The sequence below is a fragment of the Secundilactobacillus silagei JCM 19001 genome (assembly GCF_002217945.1).
GTDB classification, from domain to species: Bacteria; Bacillota; Bacilli; order Lactobacillales; family Lactobacillaceae; genus Secundilactobacillus; species Secundilactobacillus silagei.
This window is the reverse complement of sequence record NZ_BCMG01000016.1, coordinates 1-20,176: the sequence shown is the minus strand read 5'-3', so window position 1 is coordinate 20,176 and position 20,176 is coordinate 1. Positions and strand designations below refer to the sequence as shown.

24 protein-coding genes and 1 other annotated feature are annotated in these 20,176 nt (G+C 46.4%); of the genes, 8 read left to right on the top strand and 16 right to left on the bottom strand.

The features are described 5' to 3' along the window. Positions 1–567: 567 nt before the first annotated feature. The 12 genes from CES79_RS11930 to hisJ all read right to left on the bottom strand — a co-directional run bounded on the left by CES79_RS11930 (position 568) and on the right by hisJ (position 10,423). A complete protein-coding gene (locus CES79_RS11930) occupies positions 568–1,437 on the bottom strand; it encodes a helix-turn-helix domain-containing protein (RefSeq protein ID WP_089137334.1) in 870 nt (289 codons plus the stop codon). Positions 1,438–1,633: 196 nt separating this feature from the next. Beyond that, positions 1,634–2,710, bottom strand: a complete 1,077-nt coding sequence (gene hisC / locus CES79_RS11925) for a histidinol-phosphate transaminase (protein WP_089137333.1) — start codon at positions 2,708–2,710, stop codon at positions 1,634–1,636. A gap of 12 nt (positions 2,711–2,722) precedes the next feature. Then, positions 2,723–3,043, bottom strand: coding sequence for a phosphoribosyl-ATP diphosphatase (gene hisE, locus CES79_RS11920; RefSeq protein WP_054656448.1), 321 nt, complete (start codon positions 3,041–3,043; stop codon positions 2,723–2,725). Between the two features lies 1 nt (position 3,044). Then, positions 3,045–3,380 carry a phosphoribosyl-AMP cyclohydrolase gene (gene hisI / locus CES79_RS11915; RefSeq protein WP_054656450.1) on the bottom strand — a complete coding sequence of 112 codons (336 nt, stop codon included), beginning with the start codon at positions 3,378–3,380 and terminating at the stop codon, positions 3,045–3,047. 2 nt (positions 3,381–3,382) lie between these two features. Beyond that, positions 3,383–4,141 (bottom strand): imidazole glycerol phosphate synthase subunit HisF, encoded by a 759-nt coding sequence (hisF, locus tag CES79_RS11910; RefSeq protein ID WP_054656447.1) that lies wholly within the window; start codon positions 4,139–4,141, stop codon positions 3,383–3,385. Continuing rightward, the gene (gene hisA / locus CES79_RS11905; protein WP_054656446.1) at positions 4,131–4,859 is read right to left on the bottom strand and encodes a 1-(5-phosphoribosyl)-5-[(5-phosphoribosylamino)methylideneamino]imidazole-4-carboxamide isomerase; all 729 of its coding nucleotides are present in this window, start codon (positions 4,857–4,859) and stop codon (positions 4,131–4,133) included. Before hisA ends, hisF begins: the two co-directional genes overlap by 11 nt. Then, positions 4,837–5,463, bottom strand: coding sequence for an imidazole glycerol phosphate synthase subunit HisH (gene hisH / locus CES79_RS11900; protein WP_089137332.1), 627 nt, complete (start codon positions 5,461–5,463; stop codon positions 4,837–4,839). The genes hisA and hisH overlap by 23 nt, the downstream gene beginning before the upstream one ends. Next, entirely contained in the window at positions 5,463–6,047 is a 585-nt protein-coding gene (gene hisB / locus CES79_RS11895; RefSeq protein WP_054656445.1) for an imidazoleglycerol-phosphate dehydratase HisB, read from the bottom strand. Before hisB ends, hisH begins: the two co-directional genes overlap by 1 nt. An 11-nt stretch (positions 6,048–6,058) precedes the next feature. Next, positions 6,059–7,339 carry a histidinol dehydrogenase gene (gene hisD / locus CES79_RS11890; protein WP_089137331.1) on the bottom strand — a complete coding sequence of 427 codons (1,281 nt, stop codon included), beginning with the start codon at positions 7,337–7,339 and terminating at the stop codon, positions 6,059–6,061. Beyond that, on the bottom strand, positions 7,339–7,977 hold the full coding sequence (hisG, locus tag CES79_RS11885; protein ID WP_089137330.1) for an ATP phosphoribosyltransferase: 639 nt from the start codon (positions 7,975–7,977) through the stop codon (positions 7,339–7,341). Before hisG ends, hisD begins: the two co-directional genes overlap by 1 nt. Beyond that, the gene (locus CES79_RS11880) at positions 7,978–9,123 is read right to left on the bottom strand and encodes an ATP phosphoribosyltransferase regulatory subunit (RefSeq protein WP_328590732.1); all 1,146 of its coding nucleotides are present in this window, start codon (positions 9,121–9,123) and stop codon (positions 7,978–7,980) included. Between the two features lie 54 nt (positions 9,124–9,177). Continuing rightward, positions 9,178–9,436, bottom strand: a binding site (T-box leader). Between the two features lie 150 nt (positions 9,437–9,586). Next, the gene (hisJ, locus tag CES79_RS11875; protein ID WP_089137329.1) at positions 9,587–10,423 is read right to left on the bottom strand and encodes a histidinol-phosphatase HisJ; all 837 of its coding nucleotides are present in this window, start codon (positions 10,421–10,423) and stop codon (positions 9,587–9,589) included. 208 nt (positions 10,424–10,631) lie between these two features. On the opposite strand from hisJ, the gene CES79_RS11870 reads away from it, so the two are divergent. Next, positions 10,632–11,726, top strand: coding sequence for a DmpA family aminopeptidase (locus tag CES79_RS11870; protein ID WP_089137328.1), 1,095 nt, complete (start codon positions 10,632–10,634; stop codon positions 11,724–11,726). On the opposite strand, the gene CES79_RS11865 is transcribed toward CES79_RS11870, so the two are convergent. From CES79_RS11865 to CES79_RS11855, 3 genes are read right to left on the bottom strand one after another with little or no spacing between them, the layout of a single operon-like run. Beyond that, on the bottom strand, positions 11,723–12,523 hold the full coding sequence (locus tag CES79_RS11865) for a C39 family peptidase (protein WP_089137327.1): 801 nt from the start codon (positions 12,521–12,523) through the stop codon (positions 11,723–11,725). The two genes, CES79_RS11870 and CES79_RS11865, sit on opposite strands and share 4 nt — an antisense overlap. Beyond that, positions 12,508–12,975: an NUDIX hydrolase gene (locus tag CES79_RS11860; RefSeq protein WP_054656444.1), complete on the bottom strand. Its 468-nt coding sequence runs from the start codon at positions 12,973–12,975 to the stop codon at positions 12,508–12,510. The genes CES79_RS11865 and CES79_RS11860 overlap by 16 nt, the downstream gene beginning before the upstream one ends. A gap of 43 nt (positions 12,976–13,018) precedes the next feature. After that, complete coding sequence (locus CES79_RS11855; RefSeq protein ID WP_159459496.1) at positions 13,019–13,732, bottom strand: response regulator transcription factor; 714 nt, start codon at positions 13,730–13,732, stop codon at positions 13,019–13,021. A gap of 196 nt (positions 13,733–13,928) precedes the next feature. On the opposite strand from CES79_RS11855, the gene CES79_RS11850 reads away from it, so the two are divergent. The 6 genes from CES79_RS11850 (at position 13,929) to phoU (ending at position 19,083) form a co-directional block, all read left to right on the top strand. After that, the gene (locus CES79_RS11850; RefSeq protein ID WP_089137325.1) at positions 13,929–14,831 is read left to right on the top strand and encodes a phosphate ABC transporter substrate-binding protein PstS family protein; all 903 of its coding nucleotides are present in this window, start codon (positions 13,929–13,931) and stop codon (positions 14,829–14,831) included. A gap of 171 nt (positions 14,832–15,002) precedes the next feature. Further along, a complete protein-coding gene (gene pstC, locus CES79_RS11845; protein WP_054656441.1) occupies positions 15,003–15,926 on the top strand; it encodes a phosphate ABC transporter permease subunit PstC in 924 nt (307 codons plus the stop codon). Next, complete coding sequence (pstA, locus tag CES79_RS11840; RefSeq protein ID WP_089137324.1) at positions 15,923–16,810, top strand: phosphate ABC transporter permease PstA; 888 nt, start codon at positions 15,923–15,925, stop codon at positions 16,808–16,810. Before pstC ends, pstA begins: the two co-directional genes overlap by 4 nt. A 7-nt stretch (positions 16,811–16,817) precedes the next feature. Then, positions 16,818–17,618, top strand: coding sequence for a phosphate ABC transporter ATP-binding protein PstB (pstB, locus tag CES79_RS11835; RefSeq protein WP_054656440.1), 801 nt, complete (start codon positions 16,818–16,820; stop codon positions 17,616–17,618). A 16-nt stretch (positions 17,619–17,634) separates the two neighbouring features. Next, on the top strand, positions 17,635–18,390 hold the full coding sequence (pstB, locus tag CES79_RS11830; protein ID WP_089137323.1) for a phosphate ABC transporter ATP-binding protein PstB: 756 nt from the start codon (positions 17,635–17,637) through the stop codon (positions 18,388–18,390). A gap of 15 nt (positions 18,391–18,405) precedes the next feature. Continuing rightward, complete coding sequence (gene phoU, locus CES79_RS11825) at positions 18,406–19,083, top strand: phosphate signaling complex protein PhoU (RefSeq protein WP_089137322.1); 678 nt, start codon at positions 18,406–18,408, stop codon at positions 19,081–19,083. 69 nt (positions 19,084–19,152) lie between these two features. Here phoU and CES79_RS11820 read toward each other — a convergent pair whose 3' ends face one another. Continuing rightward, positions 19,153–19,401 (bottom strand): hypothetical protein, encoded by a 249-nt coding sequence (locus CES79_RS11820; protein ID WP_089137321.1) that lies wholly within the window; start codon positions 19,399–19,401, stop codon positions 19,153–19,155. 329 nt (positions 19,402–19,730) lie between these two features. Between CES79_RS11820 and CES79_RS11815 the strand changes: the two genes are divergently transcribed. After that, complete coding sequence (locus tag CES79_RS11815; RefSeq protein ID WP_054656437.1) at positions 19,731–19,931, top strand: cold-shock protein; 201 nt, start codon at positions 19,731–19,733, stop codon at positions 19,929–19,931. The last annotated feature ends 245 nt before the right edge of the window (positions 19,932–20,176 follow it).

Sequence of the window (20,176 nt, the reverse complement as noted above, 5' to 3'; positions counted from 1 at the left end):
CTTAAAAATCATACGTAACGCCTACTAAAATCCCCGTATGCCCCCTATCCTTACATTTATGTATAAATGTTCACAAACAGTATACTCCAAATTAAGAATAACTTAAATACTATTCTTACATTTGATTATAATGCGCCTTCAAACCAAAACAATCAATTATTTTGTCTAAAATGTTCAGGAAAATCAGTTATAGGTTGATAGGTTGTGGAACGTGAAGCTTGTTGCATGAAAAACTAATGACCATTTAAGGTTATGGTTCTAACTATCAAAAATATTATCCATGCTCTAACCAATCAGCTTCCCAGTCAAACGGTAAAAATCCAGATCAATTTTCCAAATTCAGGAAACTATCCGTGCCTTTGCCAACATCTTTTAAAGCTATGTCGTAAAATGAGAAAACAGTTAAGCCTACTGTGCTTATTATTTAAACATTATCAGCTAGTACTGTCAATGCTTTTCACAATAAATTTTAATCTTATTTTAATCTAAAAAACGACCAGTTCTCTTATTCAGAAAACTGGTCGTTATTTACTGGCAATTAACCGAGTTGCCCTTTAAATAATGTTACTATTCGCGTTTGGCACTTTGGCGATACTTAGTTGGCGAAACCCCGGTATACTTTTTGAACGAGGTTGAGAAGTAATAGATGTTTTGGAATCCCACGTTCAGTGCGATATCTTCCACCGAAGTCTCCGTGTTCAGCAACCATTGCGCAGCTTCTTCCATCCGGTACTGCATCAAAAATTCCGCTGGTGATAAGCCAATCGTCTGCCGTAATACACGTACAATGTAGTTCGGTCGCTCATCAAAGTGCTCACTTAAAGTAGCGGCGGTAATTTTTTGATTAAAATTCTTTTTAAGAAATTTTTGAATGGAAAGCGACATCTGTGTTAACTCATTTTTAGCATTATCTTGCGTCTGCAGATAACTCAGTAGTTTAATAAACGTCTCTTGCGCCTCGAAAAATTGCTTAGAATTACAATTTAATTCTTTAGAGACTAACTGATCAACTAGCGGATAAACGTTTTCAGGTTTTTCAACGCCGCGATGCTGCATCAAAAACAGGGTTTGAACCGGTACTGGTGGGTGAAGCATCAGCGTGTCCATGGAATTTTTGGCCGGTGTCAAAGACGATTGAACGTGCCAATCACCAGCAACATAGCCGTAGATCCAGTCTAATTCTACTTTTGCGCCTTCCGCCCACCACATGTATTTATGATATCCCGGAGTCATAATGAAGAGCTCGCCGTTATTGATATGCTGTTCCACGCCGTCTTGGACCATTGCTAAGCGTCCTTGGCGTACAAAAGCGAATACAAAATACTCCAAGTGAACCTGGTTCATCTTACCACCATCAGGTTTAAGTTCGACCCGGCGACCTTCAATAAAAGTCGGTAATGGCAGACAAGACAGCGAAATATATGCAGTCTGTGCCATGCTACGTCCTCCTAACAGCACTTGCTATCACTTGAATAGTTGAGTTGCCTAATCAAATTCTGATCCGTTTGGAAAAATAATTCATTGATTTATAAATCTCAGCTTCTATTTTAACAATATCAGAGACGTTATAACAACAAAAAAGTGTTACTAAATCCGTACTTTTTTTAGGATTAGTAACACTTATTTATAATTATTATTGCTTAACAAATTCACGAATCAATTTTTGAACCGCCTGGTTGTCAGCCGGCTGTCCAATCGTGATCCGTAACCAGTCCGGTCCAAGCCCGGTACGAACGAGATAACCGTGTTTTAAAAGATACTGACTCAGTTGAGCCGACTGATCAACCTTAAAAAACACAAAGTTCGCCTGGGAAGGATAACTCAATAGGTTTAGTTGCTTGAAAAAGGCCGCCCATTTTTGCCGTTCTTCAGCCACTACGGTAACCACTTTCTGGACAAACTGCTGATCAGAATAGGCCGCTGAAGCCGCAATTTCAGCAAAGGTGCTCAGGTTATAGGGCAGTCTCACGGTCTGCAGTGTCTGCGCCAGCTGAGGATCCACCACCGCAAAGCCGACCCGAAAGTTAGCTAGGCCATAGGCTTTCGAGAAGGTCCGCAAAACGATTAAATTAGTGAATTTCGACAGGAGATCAACCACTGAAGCCGGTTTCTCAGCCGTCACAAAGTCAATGTAGGCTTCATCAACCACTACCGTTACCGACTTAGGGACCTTAGCCATAAATTCAGCAATCGCTTGATGTGAGACGTAGGTTCCCGTAGGATTGTTGGGATTGCAGAGCCAGACCATTGCGGTTGCCGGCGTGATAGCTGCCAGCATACCATTTAGGTCAGTCACGCCTGAAACATCGACTGGGACGTTGACCATTTTGGCACCCTCAATTTCAGCGTGCAAAGCATACTCTGAAAAGGTGGGCTGTGTTAAGACGACCTCGTCACCAGGCGACAGCAGCGTTCGGGACAGCAATTGAATGATTTCGTCTAGCCCATCACCAAAAACTAGTCCTTCTGGATCAACGTTCAGGCCAGTCGCAATTGCCTGCCGTAAGTCGGTGACTTCACTATCCGGGTAGCGGTTGGCATCCTTGACACCCCAGTCCAAAATCGCCTGGGCGACCTTGGGCGACGTGCCCCACTCATTTTCATTAGCGGACAGGCGAACCAGTTTGGTTAAACCCTGCTCCTGCTTCAATTCAGCAATCGTTTTTTCCGGAATGTAGGGTGTTAATTTAGCAATCGTTTTTTTGACCATTGGCGTTTCCTCCTATAGATCTTTAATATCTCGACGTTCCTTAGTTTTACTCATCAGGCCTTCACGTTCAGCTAATTCCTTTTTGACCTGGTCAACGCTGATACCGCGGTCAACCATGAGGACTAACACGTGATAAGCGAGATCGGCCAGCTCGTAAACAAATTCATCGTCGCTATCGTTTTTAGCCGCGACGACGACTTCGGTAGACTCTTCGCCGACCTTCTTCAAAATTTTATCCAAGCCCTTAGTAAATAAATAATCGGTATATGAGCCTTCCTTAGGCTTGTTTTTACGGTCTAAAATCAATTGGTATAATTCATCTAAATCTTGCATCTTATTTGCCCCCTGCTGAATTTAATTCAATATTCCGGTAAAAGCAACTCGTGTGCCCAGTATGACAAGCTGGACCGGCCGGATTTACCCGCACTAACAGCGTATCTTCATCACAGTCGATCTGCATCGACACAATGTCTTGAGTGTTACCACTAGTCATGCCCTTGTGCCACAGTTCTTGACGGCTGCGGGACCAAAACCAGGTCTGTTTGTCGGTTAGACTAAGCTGATAGCTTTTAGCGTTCATGTACGCCAGCATCAGCACTTGCTCAGTTTTATCATCTACCACGATGGTCGGCACGAGACCATCCGGGTATTTATCAAAATCAGGTTTCAACGTCATCGTACTGTTACACCATCCTTTTTCAAGGCTGCCTTAACGTCTGGGATCGTCAGTTCACCAAAGTGAAACACGGAGGCAGCTAAGGCCGCGTCAACGTCTGTTTGTTTAAAAACATCATTAAAGTCAGTCAGCTTACCGCAACCACCGGAAGCGATGATCGGTACGTTGACCGCTACAGTCAATTTTTGATAGAGCGGAATATCAAAGCCACTTTTGGTGCCATCCTTATCCATGCTGGTCACCATCAGCTCACCGGCACCGGCTGCCACGCCCTGTTTCGCCCATTCGATGACGTCTAGGTCAGTGGCTTGCCGGCCACCGTTGACGTAAACGGTATACCGCTGTTTTGCGGGATCCCATTTACTGTCAATAGCTAACACGATGCACTGGGCACCAAACTTCTCTGCGCCCTTTGAAATGAGTGAAGGATCACGAACCGCCTGGGAATTCACTGCGACTTTATCCGCACCGGCTTTCAGTAACCGCTGCATATCTGCCACGGTGTGAATGCCGCCGCCAACGGTTAGTGGCATAAATACCTGGGCTGCCACTTTTTCAATCGTATCAACAATGGCTGGCCGTTTTTCGTTAGTTGCCGTGATATCCAAGAAGACCAATTCGTCAGCGCCTTGCTTTTCGTAGGCCGCAGCAATTGCTACCGGGTCGCCAACATCCGTTAAATGCACGAAGTTAACGCCCTTCTTGACTCGACCGTGATCCACGTCCAGACACGGGATAATTCGTTTAGCCAGCATTGTCGGACACCTCCGCTAAGGTGCTTAATGGCAGATCACCAGTAGCCATTGCCCGGCCAACAATGGCGGACTTAATGCCAGCATCGGCTAACCGCTTTAGATCATCAACCGTGGTGACGCCACCGGAAGCAATCACTGCCGTCGTTGGGAAGTCCCGTTGCAATTTAGCTAGTAATTTCACGTTAGGGCCGCTTAACGTCCCGTCTTTAGTGATATCCGTGACGACGAAGTTCACGATACCGACCGCCACCATGGACGTCATTAACGAACTCATTGACACGTCGCTCTTTTCCAGCCAGCCGGCAATGGCAACCTTACCGTCTTGACCATCAATGCCAACGACGACTTGGTCATTGCCAAATTGATTCACGGCGGTTTGAACAAGCTTAGGATCCGTCAGTGCTACTGAGCCTAAAATGACCCGTGAAACCCCACTGGTGAGGTAACCATTGATCTGCGCCAACGTGCGAATACCGCCGCCAACTTCAACTTTGAGGTTAGTCTCAGCACAAATTTGTTTAATCAGGTCCCGGTTAACTGGCCGGCCACTTTTAGCACCATCCAAATCAACTAGGTGCAGCCGTTTTAAGCCAGCTGCTTCAATTTGTTTCGCCTGTTTGACCGGGTCTTGATCGATTAATGTTGTTTGGTCAAAGTCGCCCTGGTAAAGCCGGACACTCTGCTGATTTCTTAAATCAATTGCGGGAATAATTTCCATTAGTTACCACCTCCTTAAACGCAGCCAGACCGTTTAAGCCAATCCGACCGCTCTTTTCTGGGTGAAATTGCATGCCGATCACGTTTTGATTACGCACGATACTGGGAATTTTAACGCCATAGTCACTCTCAGCCAGGATGTATTGCGGCTGCGTTTTGACATAGTACGAATGCACGAAGTAGGTCGCTTCCTGGTCAAAGCCGTTAGCGATGGGATCAGTCTGCGTTACCTGGTTTTGGTCCCAGCCCATATGTGGGACCTTCACACCGAGATCATCCGGAATGGCGACGACCTCCCCCGGAATTAAGCCTAGCCCCGGCGTTTCGCCAAATTCAAAACTGCGGTCAAATAATAACTGCATCCCTAGGCAAATGCCTAAAATTGGTGTGCCGGCTTTAGCGGCCTGCTTGATCACTGGTATCAGTTGACGCTGTTTTAAAGCCTCCACGGCCTTGCCGAACGCCCCCACGCCAGGGAGGATCAAACCATCCGCATTGCCGATCACTGCGGGATCAGCCGACAGGGTATTTTGAATGTTGAGATAATCCATGGCTTTTTTAACGTTTCTAGTGTTCCCCGTGTCGTAATCAATAATCGCGATCATCAAATCACTCCTTTAGTCGATGGCACTCCTTTGATTTCTGGGTTGATGGTCACCGCTGCGCGCAGTGCCCGGCCCAGTGCCTTGAATAACGTTTCAATTTTGTGGTGGGTGTTACGGCCGTACAGCACTTCGGCGTGCAGGTTCAATTCAGCGTTAAACGCAAAGGCTTGGAAGAAGTCTTCGGTAACCTCTGTATCGTAATCTCCTAATTTGGGATTGGTCAGTTCGGCTTTAAAGACTAGGTAACTGCGTCCGGATAGATCAATGACGACCCGACTCAACGTTTCGTCTAGCGGAATCAAAGCCGAACCGAACCGTTCGATGCTGACCTTGTCACCTAGCGCCTGTTTCAAGGCCATCCCCAAGGCAATACCAACATCTTCTGTGGTGTGGTGCGGATCCACGTTCAAATCACCGTGAGCTTTGACCACCAGGCCGAAGCGGCCGTGGCGGGCAAAGGCGTCCAGCATGTGATCCAGAAAACCAATACCAGTATCAATGCTGATCGTATCGTAGTTATCAAGGTTCAAACTTAATTTAATTTGGGTTTCCTTCGTATTTCGTTCAATCGTTGCTTCTCTCATTGCGCTGCCCCCTACTTAAACCGGGCTTCAACGGCACGGGCGTGGGCTTCAAGGCCCTCAACTCGAGCTAAGGTCGTGATGGCTTTTTCTTCCTTCTTTAAAGCAGCTCTAGAATAAGTCACAAACTGCGTGCGTTTAACAAAGTCGGAAACGCCCAGTGGTGAGAAGAATCGAGCAGTCCCGCCAGTTGGCAAAATGTGGTTAGGACCAGCCACGTAATCACCAACAGGTTCGGAAGCATTATAGCCGAAGAAGACGGAACCGGCATTCTTGATCTGGTTGAGATACTGCATAGCATCTTCCAGTTCGACTTCCAAGTGTTCTGGGGCAATGGCGTTCATGACGGTAAAGGCTTCGTTGATGTCGTCAACCACGGCGATAAAGCCCTTATTGGCAACCGCAGCACTGGCAATTTCTTTTCGTGGCAACGTCTGAACTTGACGGTCAATTTCATCGCTTACCGCTTCGGCAAACTTCTCACTAGGGGTGACCATCATTGGCCGGGCCATCTTATCGTGTTCAGCTTGAGAAAGCAGATCGGCAGCAACTTCTTTATAATTAGCCGTATCATCGGCGATCACACCAATTTCTGATGGGCCAGCAATCATATCGATCGAAACTTGACCGAAGACTTGCTTCTTAGCAACAGCTACGAAAATGTTACCGGGGCCAGTGATCTTATCCACCTTAGGAATGCTTTCAGTCCCGTATGCCAGAGCAGCAATCGCTTGGGCACCACCGACTTGATAAACTTCGTCAATGCCGGCAACCTTAGCAGCAGCCAAAACGGCTTGACCAATGCCATCTTTTTGTGGTGGTGTGACCATCACGATCTTACCAACACCGGCTAACTTAGCGGGAATTACGTTCATCAAAATGGATGATGGATAAGCAGCGGTACCACCGGGAACGTACAGACCAACCGCAGCTAGCGGGGTAATCTTTTCGCCACGGACAACACCGGGCTGTTCAGCGTCCACGAAGCCGTTTTGAATCTCTTTTTTGTGGTAACTAATAATGTTGTTTTTAGCTAGATTCAATGCATCCAGCAAATCCTGATCGGCGTTTTTATAGGCGTTATCAATATCAGCTTGTGGCACCCGTAGGTCATCTAGCTCAACTTTGTCGAATTTCCGACTGTATTCCTTAAGGGCTTTATCACCGTTTTTGATCACGTTGGCAATAATTTCTGAGACGGTAGCTTCAACTTCTGGCTGGTTAGCTTGCTGGTCAGTTTGACGATCGACTTGTTCGAGTAATTGGTCTAAAGTTTGGTTTTTTAAAATTTTCATTATGCATTCACTCCTAAATTAATTTTGGCTTGCTGTAAATTATCAACTAAGGTTCTGATTTCTGAATGGTACTGTTTTAAAGCTAACCGGTTCACTACCAATTGAGTGCTGACCGGCTGCAGTTCCGCGTAGACGTGCAAATTGTTCTCACGTAACGTGGTCCCAGTTTCCGTAATATCAACGATGGCATCCGCTAAGCCAATCAACGGTGCCAGCTCCACTGACCCTTCGATTCGAATGATCTCAACGTCTTCGCCAATACTTTGAAAATAACGCTTCGTGATATTGGGATACTTGGTGGCAATGATCTTGCGGCGAACCTGCTGCGGATTAAAATCACTGGTGGAGGCGAGCACGAAGCGGCACCGGCCAACGCCCAGATCTAACATGGCGTACTGGGGATTGCCCTGTTCAGCTAACACGTCGCTACCCACAATACCGAGGTGCACGGATCCGTTATTGAGATACGTAAGAACATCCGGCCCTTTGACTAGAATCATCTGATACACCGGGTCTTCGTTGAAGATCAGCCGGCGCCCCTTATTACGGACCCCGCTGCAGTCGATTCCGCTGGCTTCCAGTAGAGGCACGACTTGCTGTTCCACGCGGCCTTTAGTTAACGCAATTTTGATTGGCATTTACTCACCTTCTTTCGTTAGATCCAGCAGCTGCTTATTATTGCTGACCGCAATTCGGTTGGCTTCCTCACGGCTATCCGCGAGACATAAGGTACTGTTGGGTGTTTCTTTTAACACCTTTTCGGCTTCTGGCCATTGGTCTTGGTTGAAATAAATCAGGGTCTGCTTCGGAGTTTCCGGAAGCGGGGCGCGATCCGCTAACGCATCAACGTCAAAGGCTAATCCAACAGCTGGTTCCTTAATCTGCTGGAAGCTGGTCAGCAGATCATCGTAGCGACCGCCGCTAAACAGGTAATCGGTCGCGTTTTGGGTGTAACCCCGAAATGCCATGCCCGTGTAATAGGTCTGCGGCGACGGAATGCTGAGGTCGAGAACAACTTTTTGATCTGGTGCCATCCGCTTGATAAATTGTCGGATGACGTTTAAATTCTTGATTACGGTCTCAATCTGCGGGATTTTTGGCAGCCGTTGAACGACTTTCATCACCGTATCGAAATCACCGAATAACCACGGCCATTCACTGAGAAAATCACCGAACGCTGTGTCCGCCAGTAATTTGGAAATCTGGTTGTAGACGGTGAGGTTCTTATCAAACAAGGCTTGTTTCAGCGCGATTTTGGTTGGTTCAGGCACCGGCAACGCGGCTAGGACCCCTTCTACGAAACGAGCATCACTAAGTTCCAAGGTCATTTCCTCGATCCCCGTGGTCTGGCAGCCGGCCAGCGCGATGGTCAAACATTCCAGCTCCCCTTTAATGCCACCGTAGCCGACCAGCTCAATTCCTGCTTGTGTCACTTGGTTGTAACTGCCGGATAACTGCTTTTTGACCCGGAACACATCGCCGCCGTAATACCACTTAGCGGGTAACTCAACGCCGGTGGTACTCATCATCCGGGCAACTGGCAGGGTCAAGTCGGGCCGTAACACCAACGCCTCTCCCTGTTCGTCCAGTAATTGGTAAGGCCGGTAATTAGCCAGATTCAACGGTTTAAATACATCGGCATATTCAAGAATCGGGGTTGTTAATTTAGTGAAGCCACGTTGCTTAAAGATTGAAAAAAGCTGTGTGGAAATGGTTTCCTTAACGGCCGCTCGCGGACCAAATTCGTCCCGAGTTCCATTGGGTAAATTTCGATTTTTAATCATGCTGTTCTCCTTTCTGATAAACAAAAAAGCCCTCGCAAACTAACTATGTTAGTTTACGAGGACGATTAGATCGCGGTTCCACCTCATTTTGTCGCCACCTCACGATGACGGCCTTACGTTGCCAGTAACTAGTCGTTGGGCACAGTCCAAGAACAGTTAAGGTAACCCTGATAACGCTAAACATGCGGAGCGACTTACTTGATTCAGCCGATCAGTTCATAGAGGTGTTTCGTTGTCCCAATCACCCGGTTTCCATCAACCCAGGCTCTCTTCACATTGGTAGCCAACTACTTTTTCTAATCACAACTTATTTTGTCATTCAGTTTTAATGGTTGTATATAATTTAACACCAAAATCTAATTTGTCAACGCCACTTTTAATTGTTTTTACGATTATCTAGCTATTTATCCGTTTTTATCCCATTATGACGGCATTTCAAATTAAAAAAGTTTTTCATCATTTTTTAATTAACTAGGTCCATTAACGTGTGATAACCGTGGCCGACTTCTTTGATACTGTGTGCGTCGCTGCCGTAAACCAACGGAATCTTCATCTGCTGCGCTTGTTTCAGAATCGGCAGATCCGGGTAGGTTTCGTTACAGAATTCTTTGTAAAGACCAGCCGCATTATAATCCAGCTCACGGCCCCGCTGCTTAATGGCCTGCAATAATGTCGTGATACTTTGCTGCGTCTGCTCATCATAAGTTCGGGGCAAGCCAAAATAATCCTGAAACTTTTTGATCAACGTGATGTGGCCGATCCGTTTGGGTGCATACTGGCCTAAATCGGCGATAACCGCTTCAGTAACGGCGTTGAAGTATTGGCGGTACAGCGCTTGTCCATCCGCTGCCGGCGTTAACAATCCCCGTTTAAAGTCCTCGAGGGTGTCATCAATGCACCAAAACTGATCATTGGTTCCCTGCATAAAGTGAACTGACAGCACGTTATCGGTCGTCTGCGGCCCGTACGCATTCAAAAAGTCCCGCGTCCACTGAACATGATGGGGCAAAAAGTCCACTTCAAACCCAATGTTAATGTGAATTTGAGCGCCATATTTGGTCTGCATCTGGTGAATTTTTTTAAAATAAGCTGGCAGATCACTCATTGCCATTGAAGCTTCGGTATATCCCGTTTCCACCCCCGCGTACTCCTGTTTAAAGGCTGGCGGCAACGGTGCGTGTTCAGTGACGCTATAGCTTTTAAATCCCAGCCGAATGGCCTTTTGAATCATTAATTCCACGTCATCACCACTGCCGTGAGGACAAAATTCGGTGTGTGAATGTCCATCTTGTTTCAGCATAAAATTCCCCCTTAGGATTAATTGTTTTAGTTGTAACATATTCTCGGCTGAATGTTGCTGTTTTAGGCCAAATGATCAGCTTAAACCACTTAAATGATATGCTACTGCTCACCAAACGATGCGCAATTCAACGCATAATTGCTATAATGAGTTTGATTATCTCATCTTTTTATCATTTTTAATTACGCAATATGAGGAGGAAAATTCTGTGGGACTTACAAAACCTTTTTTAGATACCATCAGTACCGAATCAACTCGCGGCCCGTTAAATCTGATCACCGACGTGCCGGGCGTTTCGGTCGGCCAAACAACGTTCAATAGTGGCACCCATCACACGGGGATCACCGTCGTTAAACCTACCGACGATAATGTATTTTTGAACAAATTACCGGCAGCCGCGCACGTGATTAACGGCTTTGGCAAGAGTACCGGTCTGGTTCAGATCAACGAACTGGGCACCTTGGAAACTCCAATCGTTCTAACCAATACCTTTGCCGTGGGTACCGCCGAAACCGCGCTGGCAGAAACGATGATGGCCGAAAATCCGGCAATCGGTGACACGACCAGTACGGTCAATCCCGTCATCATGGAATGCAATGACGGTGACATCAACGATATTCGTGACGTTTTTATCACTAAGAAAGACGTTTTGAACACCTTGCATCAGACTAGCCAAACAGTGGCTGAAGGGACCGTCGGCGCAGGCGTGGGCATGAGCTGCTATGATCTAAAAGGCGGCATCGGCTCTGCTAGCCGGGTCATCAATATTGACGGCAAGCCCTTTACAATGGGCGCGTTAGTCCTGTCCAACTATGGCTTTTTGCGCGACCTCAACATCTACAACGTCCCTGTTGGCGAAAAATTAGCCACTGACAAGGCTGAAAAAAGACAAAAAGAAAAGGGCAGTATCGTGACTGTCTTAGCAACCGATATCCCCTTTAATTCACGTCAATTAACCCGTATCGCCAAGCGTGCCAGCGTGGGTATCACCCGTACTGGTGCCTTCATTGGTAACGGCAGCGGTGAGATTGTCTTAGCCTTTTCAACGGCTAACCGCGTCGCCCACTACCCGAAGACCGAACTCACTGCACAAACTGCCATCACAGACGATAAAATTGACCGCTACTTTCGGATGACCGTTTCAGTGGTGGAAGAAGCCATCTTAAGCGTCTTAACGCACGCCACAACGGTCACTGATCGTAAGGGTAATCCCCGTTTAAGCCTTCATGATGCATTACAAGCTTACCAAGCCGAACATGCCGACCCAGAGGTTGCGCGTTTACAGGCACAGTTAGGCATTTAACCAATTTCAATCGCCCACAAACGCGCATCATAGGCTTGTTTAAAGCGCGCTAGACTCAGCCAATAACGCCCTTCAATGGGGTCTGAAACGTGCAGGAGTTCACCAAAGAAACCATCAACTAACACAGCATGGTTGTTACGCAGTGCTTTACCAAACGAATATTGCGCCCATTGCGGCGCTTCAAAGCCCACGGTGACGTATGCCACCACGGGCCTTTTTTGTTGTACTGACACCGCTAGCTGATCAGCTGCTAAGCCACTTAAATTGCGGACCGGTGCATATTCTTGCGCCCATGCGATGAGCGGTTCCGGAAAGATTGCCTCAAAGTGGCCGGCAACATCTTGGTCGGGTTCCCCGCCAAAGCCGTGATACGGATTATAATCAGCGGCTCGTGGCATTTGTTTTAAAAAATCTAAATAATTAAATTGAGTGGCAACCTGTTTTAAATGCAGTCCTTCCAGTAACGCCGCTGGTTCACAACCGTTGGGCATCCGCCACCAATTTTGATTAATATTCTCGGCACCCAGATTAACCAGCTGCTGACCGTTTTTTAACGCTGCCCGCCATAACTCGGGGTCGGTGGTCACGGCATTTTTCAAAATGTAGCGTCCGTCTCGCAGCTGATAAAGATGTTCACCGTGTTCATCCGTCAGCTCTTGGCTAAGGTCAACCGTCGTCAAAGCGTTTACCTCAGCTACTTGCTGATTATCAGCATCAACGATTGCGGTATGATCTTCAATCACCAACCCCTGTTTTTGTTGCGGCTGATGCGGTGCTAATGCTAATCGGTCTGCCATGAATTCACCTCATTGATAACGGCTTGAACCATTTTGTTAGATTGTCCATTAAACAACGTTGGTACCTTATCCAGATCAAAGTATTTAACTCGTTTAGTTTCATTAGTGACGTGATCTAGGGGTTTCCCGCCGACCTGACGAACTAAGTACAGTGCTGTGATCAGCTGTGTCTGGTCACCGTTAGGATACGTGTAGAAGTCCTTGTCGAAAAACTTGATCAGCTTAACGGGCTCGACTTTAATCCCGGCGTCTTCAAGGTACTCACGCTGACAGGTTTCAGCAAAGCTGGCACCAAATTCCATGTAGCCGCCTGGAAAGCTCCAGCCACCAGTATCTGCCCGTTCTTGCAGCAATAAGCGGTGCTGATCATCTAATAACGCACCAGCAGCGGTGTTTAAGATCATGGGCCGATGTCCCACTAACGCGCGCATTTCATGAATATAGTCTGCCATAAAACCATCCTTTCAACATCAAAATTCAGCTTCATTATAGCAGTTACTCAATACTGATGTCCCCTTCAGCCAGGTTTTTAAAGATGTAGCCAAACCCGCGCACCGTCTTTAAACACTGCGGGTTCTTGGAATCAACCTCAATTAATTTACGTAACTTACTGATGTGCGAATCGATTGCCCGCATGGTCGAATCCCGCCCGTTGCGCCAAACCCCTTCAGCAATCTGAGCACGGGTCAAAACGATATTTTCGTGTTGCATAAAAAAGACCAGCATCCGAAAGTCAACGGGCCCCATCGTGAGCCGTTTACCATTGACCGTCACCCGGTAGTGCTGAAAATCAACTTTCAGCTGACCGGTATTTAAGACTTCACGACTTTCTTCTTGGGGCTGATAATAGCGCCAAATTTTCTGCTGAATTCGGGCATGCAGTTCGCGGTTAGCCATTTCGACCGATAATAGTTCATCAAAGTGAAACCGTTCAAACACGTCATAGAGCATCGCGGCCCCCAATCGTTTGTGGTGAATGGCCAGCATGGGGCCACGAAACTGCTGCCGCATGAGGACCAGTGTTTCAACTCTGTGACCTAAAGCCAAAAAATGATCCAAATCAATGATAATTAAGGTTTGATTGTCACGGTTTAATAAGAAGTCTGGTAAATAAGTCGAACTGCTGATGACTTGCCAATCGGTCATGATCTGCTTCAGTCGCTTTAAGAGATTAGCGTTATCACTAATCAGTAAAATACTTCTTTCCATGAGGCTTCCTCTTTTCATTTCGGTTGTTACAATAGTTATCCCACGTTTCTCCGTCCAGCAAAACCCATTTTACATAATCTTTACACGACCTATACATTACCTTTACGTAGGCGTTCTATACTGATTTTGTACTTAGGAATCGCACGTTTCTATCGACCATTTCTAGGACATAATACTTTCAAAGGGGAATATGCTCATGCACAAGAAAACATTAATTTCCACTCTAGTTGCATTTAGTCTTGCTGGCTTACTTTTAGGGGGCTGCAGTTCAAATTCATCAAGCAAGAAGTCCAGTGACTCAAGCGATACCAAAGCAGCCAAGGTCACTAAGATCACTGCCGTCGGGTCAACCGCCCTTCAGCCACTGGTTGAACAGGCTGCTCAGGACTATCAAGCAACGAATAAGAACGTGAATCTGACCGTGCAAGGTGGCGGTTCAGGTACTGGGCTGAGCCAAGTTCAGCAAGGGGCCGTTCAAATTGGAAACTCTGATATTTTTGCAGAACAGTCATCCGGTATTAAAGCAAAACAACTCGTTGACCATAAGGTTGCCGTAGTCGGTATGACCCCGGTAGTGAACCCCAAAACGGGTGTCAAGAACGTCTCAATGGCACAATTACGCGATATCTTCACTGGTAAGATCACTAACTGGCAACAAGTTGGCGGTAAGGACCAAAAGATTTCCGTTATCAACCGGGCCCAAGGTTCTGGTACCCGAGCAACTTTTGAGTCAGCCGTTCTAGAAGGCAAAAAAGCCGTTACTTCTCAGGAACAAGATTCCAATGGTACCGTTCAAAAATTAGTTTCAACAACGCCCGGTGCCATCAGCTACCTCGCCTTTTCTTACGTCAATGACAAGGTTAACGCCCTTTCAATCAACAACGTCAAACCAACCGATGCTAACGTAACCGACAACAAGTGGACGATCTGGTCATATGAACATATGTATACCAAGGGACAACCTAACAAGGCAACGCAGGGTTTCTTAAAATACATGAACTCCGGTAAAGTTCAAGGCAGTTTGGTCAACAAGCTTGGCTACATCAGTATTCATGACATGAAAGTCACTAAGAACGCTAAAAACGTTGTTGCTAAATAATTAAAGTTAACCCTAAATCAAAAGTAACCCCATTACCCCAATAAATAGGCGGAAAATCAAGCGATCACTAGCGATCCTTGATTTTCCGCTTATCTATCGAAGTACCAGCAAAAACACCATCATTTTTGCTGGCGTTAAGCCATAATCATTTAATTTTATGGGAGGATTTTTATGGATGATATTCAAAAAAAATTAGCATCGCCGTCCAAGGCATCTCACGAAGACATTGTCGGCCGGATCATTAGTTATTCCTGCATTGCGGCCATTATCATCTTGGTGATCAGCATCCTGTATTTTATTACCTCACGTGGTTTGGCAACGTTTTTAACTGATCACGTGAATTTATGGCAATTTTTAACTGGTAAAGACTGGAATCCCGGTTCATTAAACGCTCAGGGGAAGCCGCAAGTCGGCGCACTGCCCATGATCGTAACTTCTTTTAGTGTCACGATTCTATCCGCCTTAGTTGCTACCCCTTTTGCCATTGCAGTCGCTTTATTCATGACGGATATTGCCCCTAAGAGTGGCACGAAATTTCTCCAGCCGGTCATTGAACTACTAGTCGGGATTCCTTCTGTAGTTTATGGTTTTATCGGTCTAACCGTGGTCGTACCCGTCATCCGTAACCTCTTCGGTGGCACCGGTGCCGGTATTTTAGCCGGAACCATCGTGTTATTCGTCATGGTGTTGCCCACGATTACTTCACTAGCCGTTGACGCACTGCGAGCGGTTCCCGCCTATTTTCGATCTGCTTCCCTGGCGTTAGGTGCCACCCGGTTTCAAACCATTTATAAGGTGCTGCTCCGGGCCGCTATGCCCCGGTTACTCACCGCCGTTATTTTCGGTATGGCTCGGGCCTTCGGTGAAGCCTTAGCCGTTCAAATGGTGATTGGTAACGCCGTTTTGATGCCGCGTAACCTGATCACCCCAACTTCTACGTTAACTAGCCAACTTACAACTAATATTGGGAATACCATTATGGGCACCTTACCCAATAACGCGCTGTGGTCACTAGCTTTGATCTTGTTATTAATGTCCTTAGTGTTTAATCTACTAGTTCGCTACATCGGAAAGCGAGGCGAAATTAAATCATGACTCCCAACCAAACCGACCGACTTGCTACTCGGTTCATTCAATTTCTGGTTTTAATCGTGGTCTTGATCTTACTGTTTTTATTGGGCGACATTATTATCAGTGGTCTGCCCCACATTAGTTGGCATTTTCTAACGTCACCAGCCAGTTCTTTCAGCGCTGGCGGTGGTATTCGTGACCAACTCTTCAATTCACTTTATCTACTAGTTTTAACGCTGATCATTTCGTTTCCACTGGCGCTGGGTTCCGCGATTTATCTATCGGAATATGCCGGCGATAACTGGTTTACCAGTCTGATTCGAACTGCGATTGAAGTACTGAGCTCACTGCCTTCAGTCGTCGTCGGTTTATTTGGCTACCTGCTGTTCGTGATTGAATTTCACTTAGGCTTTTCCATCCTGTCCGGTGCGATTGCGCTGACCTTTTTCAACCTGCCGCTCTTAATTCGGAGTATCGAAGGTTCCCTGCACGCCGTCCCTAATAGTCAACGTGAAGCCGGCATCGCACTGGGGCTCTCCAACTGGCGAACGATTCGTGGAATCCTCCTACCAATGGCTCTACCGGGAATCCTGACTGGCATTATTTTAAGTGCCGGTCGAATCTTTGGCGAAGCCGCTGCTTTGATCTATACGGCGGGGCAAAGCGCGCCGATATTGGATTATACGAATTGGAACCCCACCGCCAGCAGCAGTTTTCTGAACCCCATGCGACCGGCCGAAACCCTAGCCGTCCATATTTGGAAAGTGAATACAGAAGGGGTCACCCCCGATGCTGTCAGTATTTCAGCCGGGTCATCCGCCGTTTTAATTATCATCATCCTGCTGTTTAACTTCGGTGCCCGCGCAATTGGTAACCGGATGTATAAGAAAATGACCGGAGGAAAGTGAGGCGCCCATGCAAGCTTATGATCTCAATAAAAATCATATCGTCACACCACCTGGAGAAATTGCACTGTCCACTAATCAACTGCAGGTCAACTACGGTAACAGCAAACAGGCTTCTATGGTTAATGCCAGCCTGAGCTTTCCGCGCTTCCAGATCACCGCGCTGATTGGTGCTTCTGGCTCCGGCAAGTCAACCTACCTGCGTTCGTTAAACCGGATGAATGACCGGATTGCAACTGTTCATGGTGAGATCATGTACCACAACACGAATATTAATAGTCCTAAAGTGAACGTTTATGAGGTCCGCAAGCACATTGGAATGGTCTTTCAAAAACCCAACCCCTTCGCCAAATCGATTACTGAAAACATCACGTTTGCACTCAAAGCTGCCGGCATCACGAATCGGCAAGAATTACGTCAGCGCGTTGAAACCAGTTTAAAAGAAGCTGCATTGTGGGATGAAGTCAAAGACGACCTGAACAAAAGCGCTTTGGCCCTATCTGGTGGGCAGCAGCAACGGCTTTGTATTGCTCGTTCAATCGCCATGAAACCAGATATTCTATTACTGGACGAACCCGCCAGTGCCTTAGATCCCATTTCCACAGCTAAGCTGGAAGTGACCCTTAAAGAACTGGCTAAAAACTACACCATCATTATCGTGACCCACAACATGCAGCAGGCTTCTCGAGTGAGTTCCTACACGGCCTTTTTTCACCTGGGTCACGTCATTGAATACGATCAAACGGAAACTATTTTTCAAACCCCTACCATTCAGGCTACCCATGATTACGTTACGGGTAACTTCGGTTAAGAAAGGAGCTGACAGGATGCCTGCAATTCTTCAAACTAAGAACGTTCACCTCTCCTATGGGAGTAAAGAAGCTCTTCACGGGATCAATCTCGACTTTGATGATCACAGTATCACCGCGCTAATTGGCCCGTCAGGCTGCGGTAAATCCACTTTTTTAAGGTGTCTAAACCGGATGAACGACCTCATTGCTAACACAACAATCACCGGTAGCTTTCAATTTCATGGACAGGATCTATACGCCCCAACAACGAATTTAGTCGAATTACGCAAACAAATTGGCATGGTGTTCCAGCAGCCCAACCCCTTCCCATTTTCAGTCTATGAAAACGTCACTTACGGGTTAAAACTAGCCGGCCATCACGAGCGTAAATTTCTGGACGAGCAGGTCGAACGGGCGTTAAAACAAGCCGCCGTCTGGGATGAAGTCAAAGACAATCTGAATAAAAGCGCCATGTCATTTTCCGGTGGACAGCAGCAACGCATCTGCATCGCACGTTTATTAGCGGTTCAGCCCGACATCATTTTACTGGATGAACCCACCAGTGCCCTCGACCCGATTTCCAGCGCGCAAATTGAAGAAACGCTCATTACACTAAAGAAAGACTATTGCATTATTATTGTCACCCACAATCTGCAGCAAGCCTCACGAATTGCAGATCGAACCGCTTTTATGTTAAATGGCAACCTCGTTGAATACGACCTTACCAGCAAGATGTTCACTCAGCCTGCCAAGCAGGATACCAGTGATTATCTCAACGGCAAATTTGGTTAGGAGTGGACAAAACAGATGAATAATATTTTTACCACTGAACTCAAAAAACTCTATAATGTCTTCACTGAAATGGGTAACGCCGTCAGCGACCAGATCAAACAGGCCACTGAATCCTACGTTAACCACGACAAGGCCGCTGCTCAAGCATTAGTGCAGCAAGACCAATCCATCAACTCCAATGAAGTTGACCTGGAAAAACAGGCACTCACTTTGATGACCCTGCAACAGCCGGTAGCAGATGACTTCCGTAATGTCATTACCATCCTAAAAGCCAGTTCGGACCTAGAACGAATTGGCGACCACGCCACTGGCATTGCTTTGGAAACGATTCGGGTCAAGGGATTGCAGCGCAACGACGATGTTGAAGCCAAGATTGCGTCATTAACTAAAACAATTCGCGGTATGCTGACTGAAGCATTGACGGCTTTGCAAGCTATCAACATGGAACAAGCCCAAACCGTCGCTGAACAAGACCAAGAAGTAGACGCTCAGTTCGACGAAATTCGGCGTACGATTACGGCAGCCATTCAGGACGATCCAGCTGTAGCCGAAGCCGGCGCGAGTTATCTGATGGTCACCAAATTATTAGAACGCATCGGTGATCGGATCGTTAATTTAGCTGAAGAAATGGTTTATAACCAAACCGGCGAAATTGTTGAATTAAACCAAGGCCGGCTGCATCCTAATAACTAGGTAACTAAGGAATCATAAACAGGGCCATGCACTTCTACCAGCGGAAGTGCATGGCCCTGTTGCGTACGTTTATAACGTATTTTCTAAATAGGTCACTAAATCAAGAACTTGATTGTCAGCCGTCTTAAGATAAGTGACCGTTTCGGATAGTTTCAAAAAGTTCTTTGGTAAGGTCATTAAATTATACTCACCATCTGGCAAAGCCGCTGCAGCAATTTCGAACGTAGCAATCGTGGCCGATCCTGCTACTCGACTCACTGCCCGTACCGCGGCTTGCGGCGATGGCACACTGAGTGGCATATTGTCAATCAGTACCAAACGGGAGACTAACCTTGCAGAATATCTGATATCAGGTAAAATTGCGGGTGAAAATACGGCTACTGCTTCCGATTTAGTTGTAGTCCATGAAAATAAAATTTAATTACGTCAAACTGCTTTGGGAGTAGGGGCCACGCACCACAACTAAAAAGAGTTTTCAATTTACGGGGTGGAAGGCCTTGCTATTCCGACCAATAGCTGGTAAGCTTATAACTAATGTATTTAATACTTCGAAATTTTGGTACGACGTTCGTGAGAATGACTTCCCCGATTTCTAAAGTTTCAGATACACAAATTTATTGCGCTATGCGCTCGGAGGTTTCATTCTTATGGAACAAGGTACTGTTAAATGGTTCAACGGCGACAAGGGTTATGGCTTTATCACTTTGGAAAACGGCTCAGACGTTTTCGTTCACTTCTCAGCAATCAATGCTGAAGGTTACAAGACTCTTGAAGAAGGTCAACATGTAACCTTAGACGTAGAACAAGGCGACCGCGGCCCACAAGCAGCCAACGTTACTGTTGCTTAATTCGTTTAAGTAATTTAAAAGAACTCGCCTTTTGGTGGGTTCTTTTTTTATTGTCTAGATGTTAAAAACGAGCTGACAGAAACCCCAACTTGGAGTTTCTGTCAGCTCGTTATTTTTATCTAGTTAAAACGGTTCTCTGTCAACTGTTGTTGGTAACGACCATAATGCACTCAATCATTATTTGATGATTGGGTGTTTTGTTTTTGTCCTTAACATAACAAGGACGCGCAAACGGAAATTCTTAA

Bases quoted from the DNA above. Each gene is read 5' to 3' on its own strand.
- hisA (WP_054656446.1), bottom strand. From the start codon at position 4,859: ATGGAAATTATTCCCGCAATTGATTTAAGAAATCAGCAGAGTGTCCGG.
- hisD (WP_089137331.1), bottom strand. From the start codon at position 7,339: ATGAAAATTTTAAAAAACCAAACTTTAGACCAATTACTCGAACAAGTC.
- hisJ (WP_089137329.1), bottom strand. From the start codon at position 10,423: ATGCTGAAACAAGATGGACATTCACACACCGAATTTTGTCCTCACGGC.
- CES79_RS11930 (WP_089137334.1), bottom strand. From the start codon at position 1,437: ATGGCACAGACTGCATATATTTCGCTGTCTTGTCTGCCATTACCGACT.
- CES79_RS11815 (WP_054656437.1), top strand. From the start codon at position 19,731: ATGGAACAAGGTACTGTTAAATGGTTCAACGGCGACAAGGGTTATGGC.
- hisH (WP_089137332.1), bottom strand. From the start codon at position 5,463: ATGATCGCGATTATTGATTACGACACGGGGAACACTAGAAACGTTAAA.
- phoU (WP_089137322.1), top strand. From the start codon at position 18,406: ATGAATAATATTTTTACCACTGAACTCAAAAAACTCTATAATGTCTTC.
- pstA (WP_089137324.1), top strand. From the start codon at position 15,923: ATGACTCCCAACCAAACCGACCGACTTGCTACTCGGTTCATTCAATTT.
- CES79_RS11855 (WP_159459496.1), bottom strand. From the start codon at position 13,732: ATGGAAAGAAGTATTTTACTGATTAGTGATAACGCTAATCTCTTAAAG.
- hisB (WP_054656445.1), bottom strand. From the start codon at position 6,047: ATGAGAGAAGCAACGATTGAACGAAATACGAAGGAAACCCAAATTAAA.
- CES79_RS11880 (WP_328590732.1), bottom strand. From the start codon at position 9,123: ATGATTAAAAATCGAAATTTACCCAATGGAACTCGGGACGAATTTGGT.
- pstB (WP_089137323.1), top strand. From the start codon at position 17,635: ATGCCTGCAATTCTTCAAACTAAGAACGTTCACCTCTCCTATGGGAGT.
- CES79_RS11850 (WP_089137325.1), top strand. From the start codon at position 13,929: ATGCACAAGAAAACATTAATTTCCACTCTAGTTGCATTTAGTCTTGCT.
- hisF (WP_054656447.1), bottom strand. From the start codon at position 4,141: ATGCTGGCTAAACGAATTATCCCGTGTCTGGACGTGGATCACGGTCGA.
- pstB (WP_054656440.1), top strand. From the start codon at position 16,818: ATGCAAGCTTATGATCTCAATAAAAATCATATCGTCACACCACCTGGA.
- CES79_RS11865 (WP_089137327.1), bottom strand. From the start codon at position 12,523: ATGGCAGACCGATTAGCATTAGCACCGCATCAGCCGCAACAAAAACAG.
- pstC (WP_054656441.1), top strand. From the start codon at position 15,003: ATGGATGATATTCAAAAAAAATTAGCATCGCCGTCCAAGGCATCTCAC.
- hisC (WP_089137333.1), bottom strand. From the start codon at position 2,710: ATGGTCAAAAAAACGATTGCTAAATTAACACCCTACATTCCGGAAAAA.
- hisG (WP_089137330.1), bottom strand. From the start codon at position 7,977: ATGCCAATCAAAATTGCGTTAACTAAAGGCCGCGTGGAACAGCAAGTC.
- hisE (WP_054656448.1), bottom strand. From the start codon at position 3,043: ATGCAAGATTTAGATGAATTATACCAATTGATTTTAGACCGTAAAAAC.
- CES79_RS11860 (WP_054656444.1), bottom strand. From the start codon at position 12,975: ATGGCAGACTATATTCATGAAATGCGCGCGTTAGTGGGACATCGGCCC.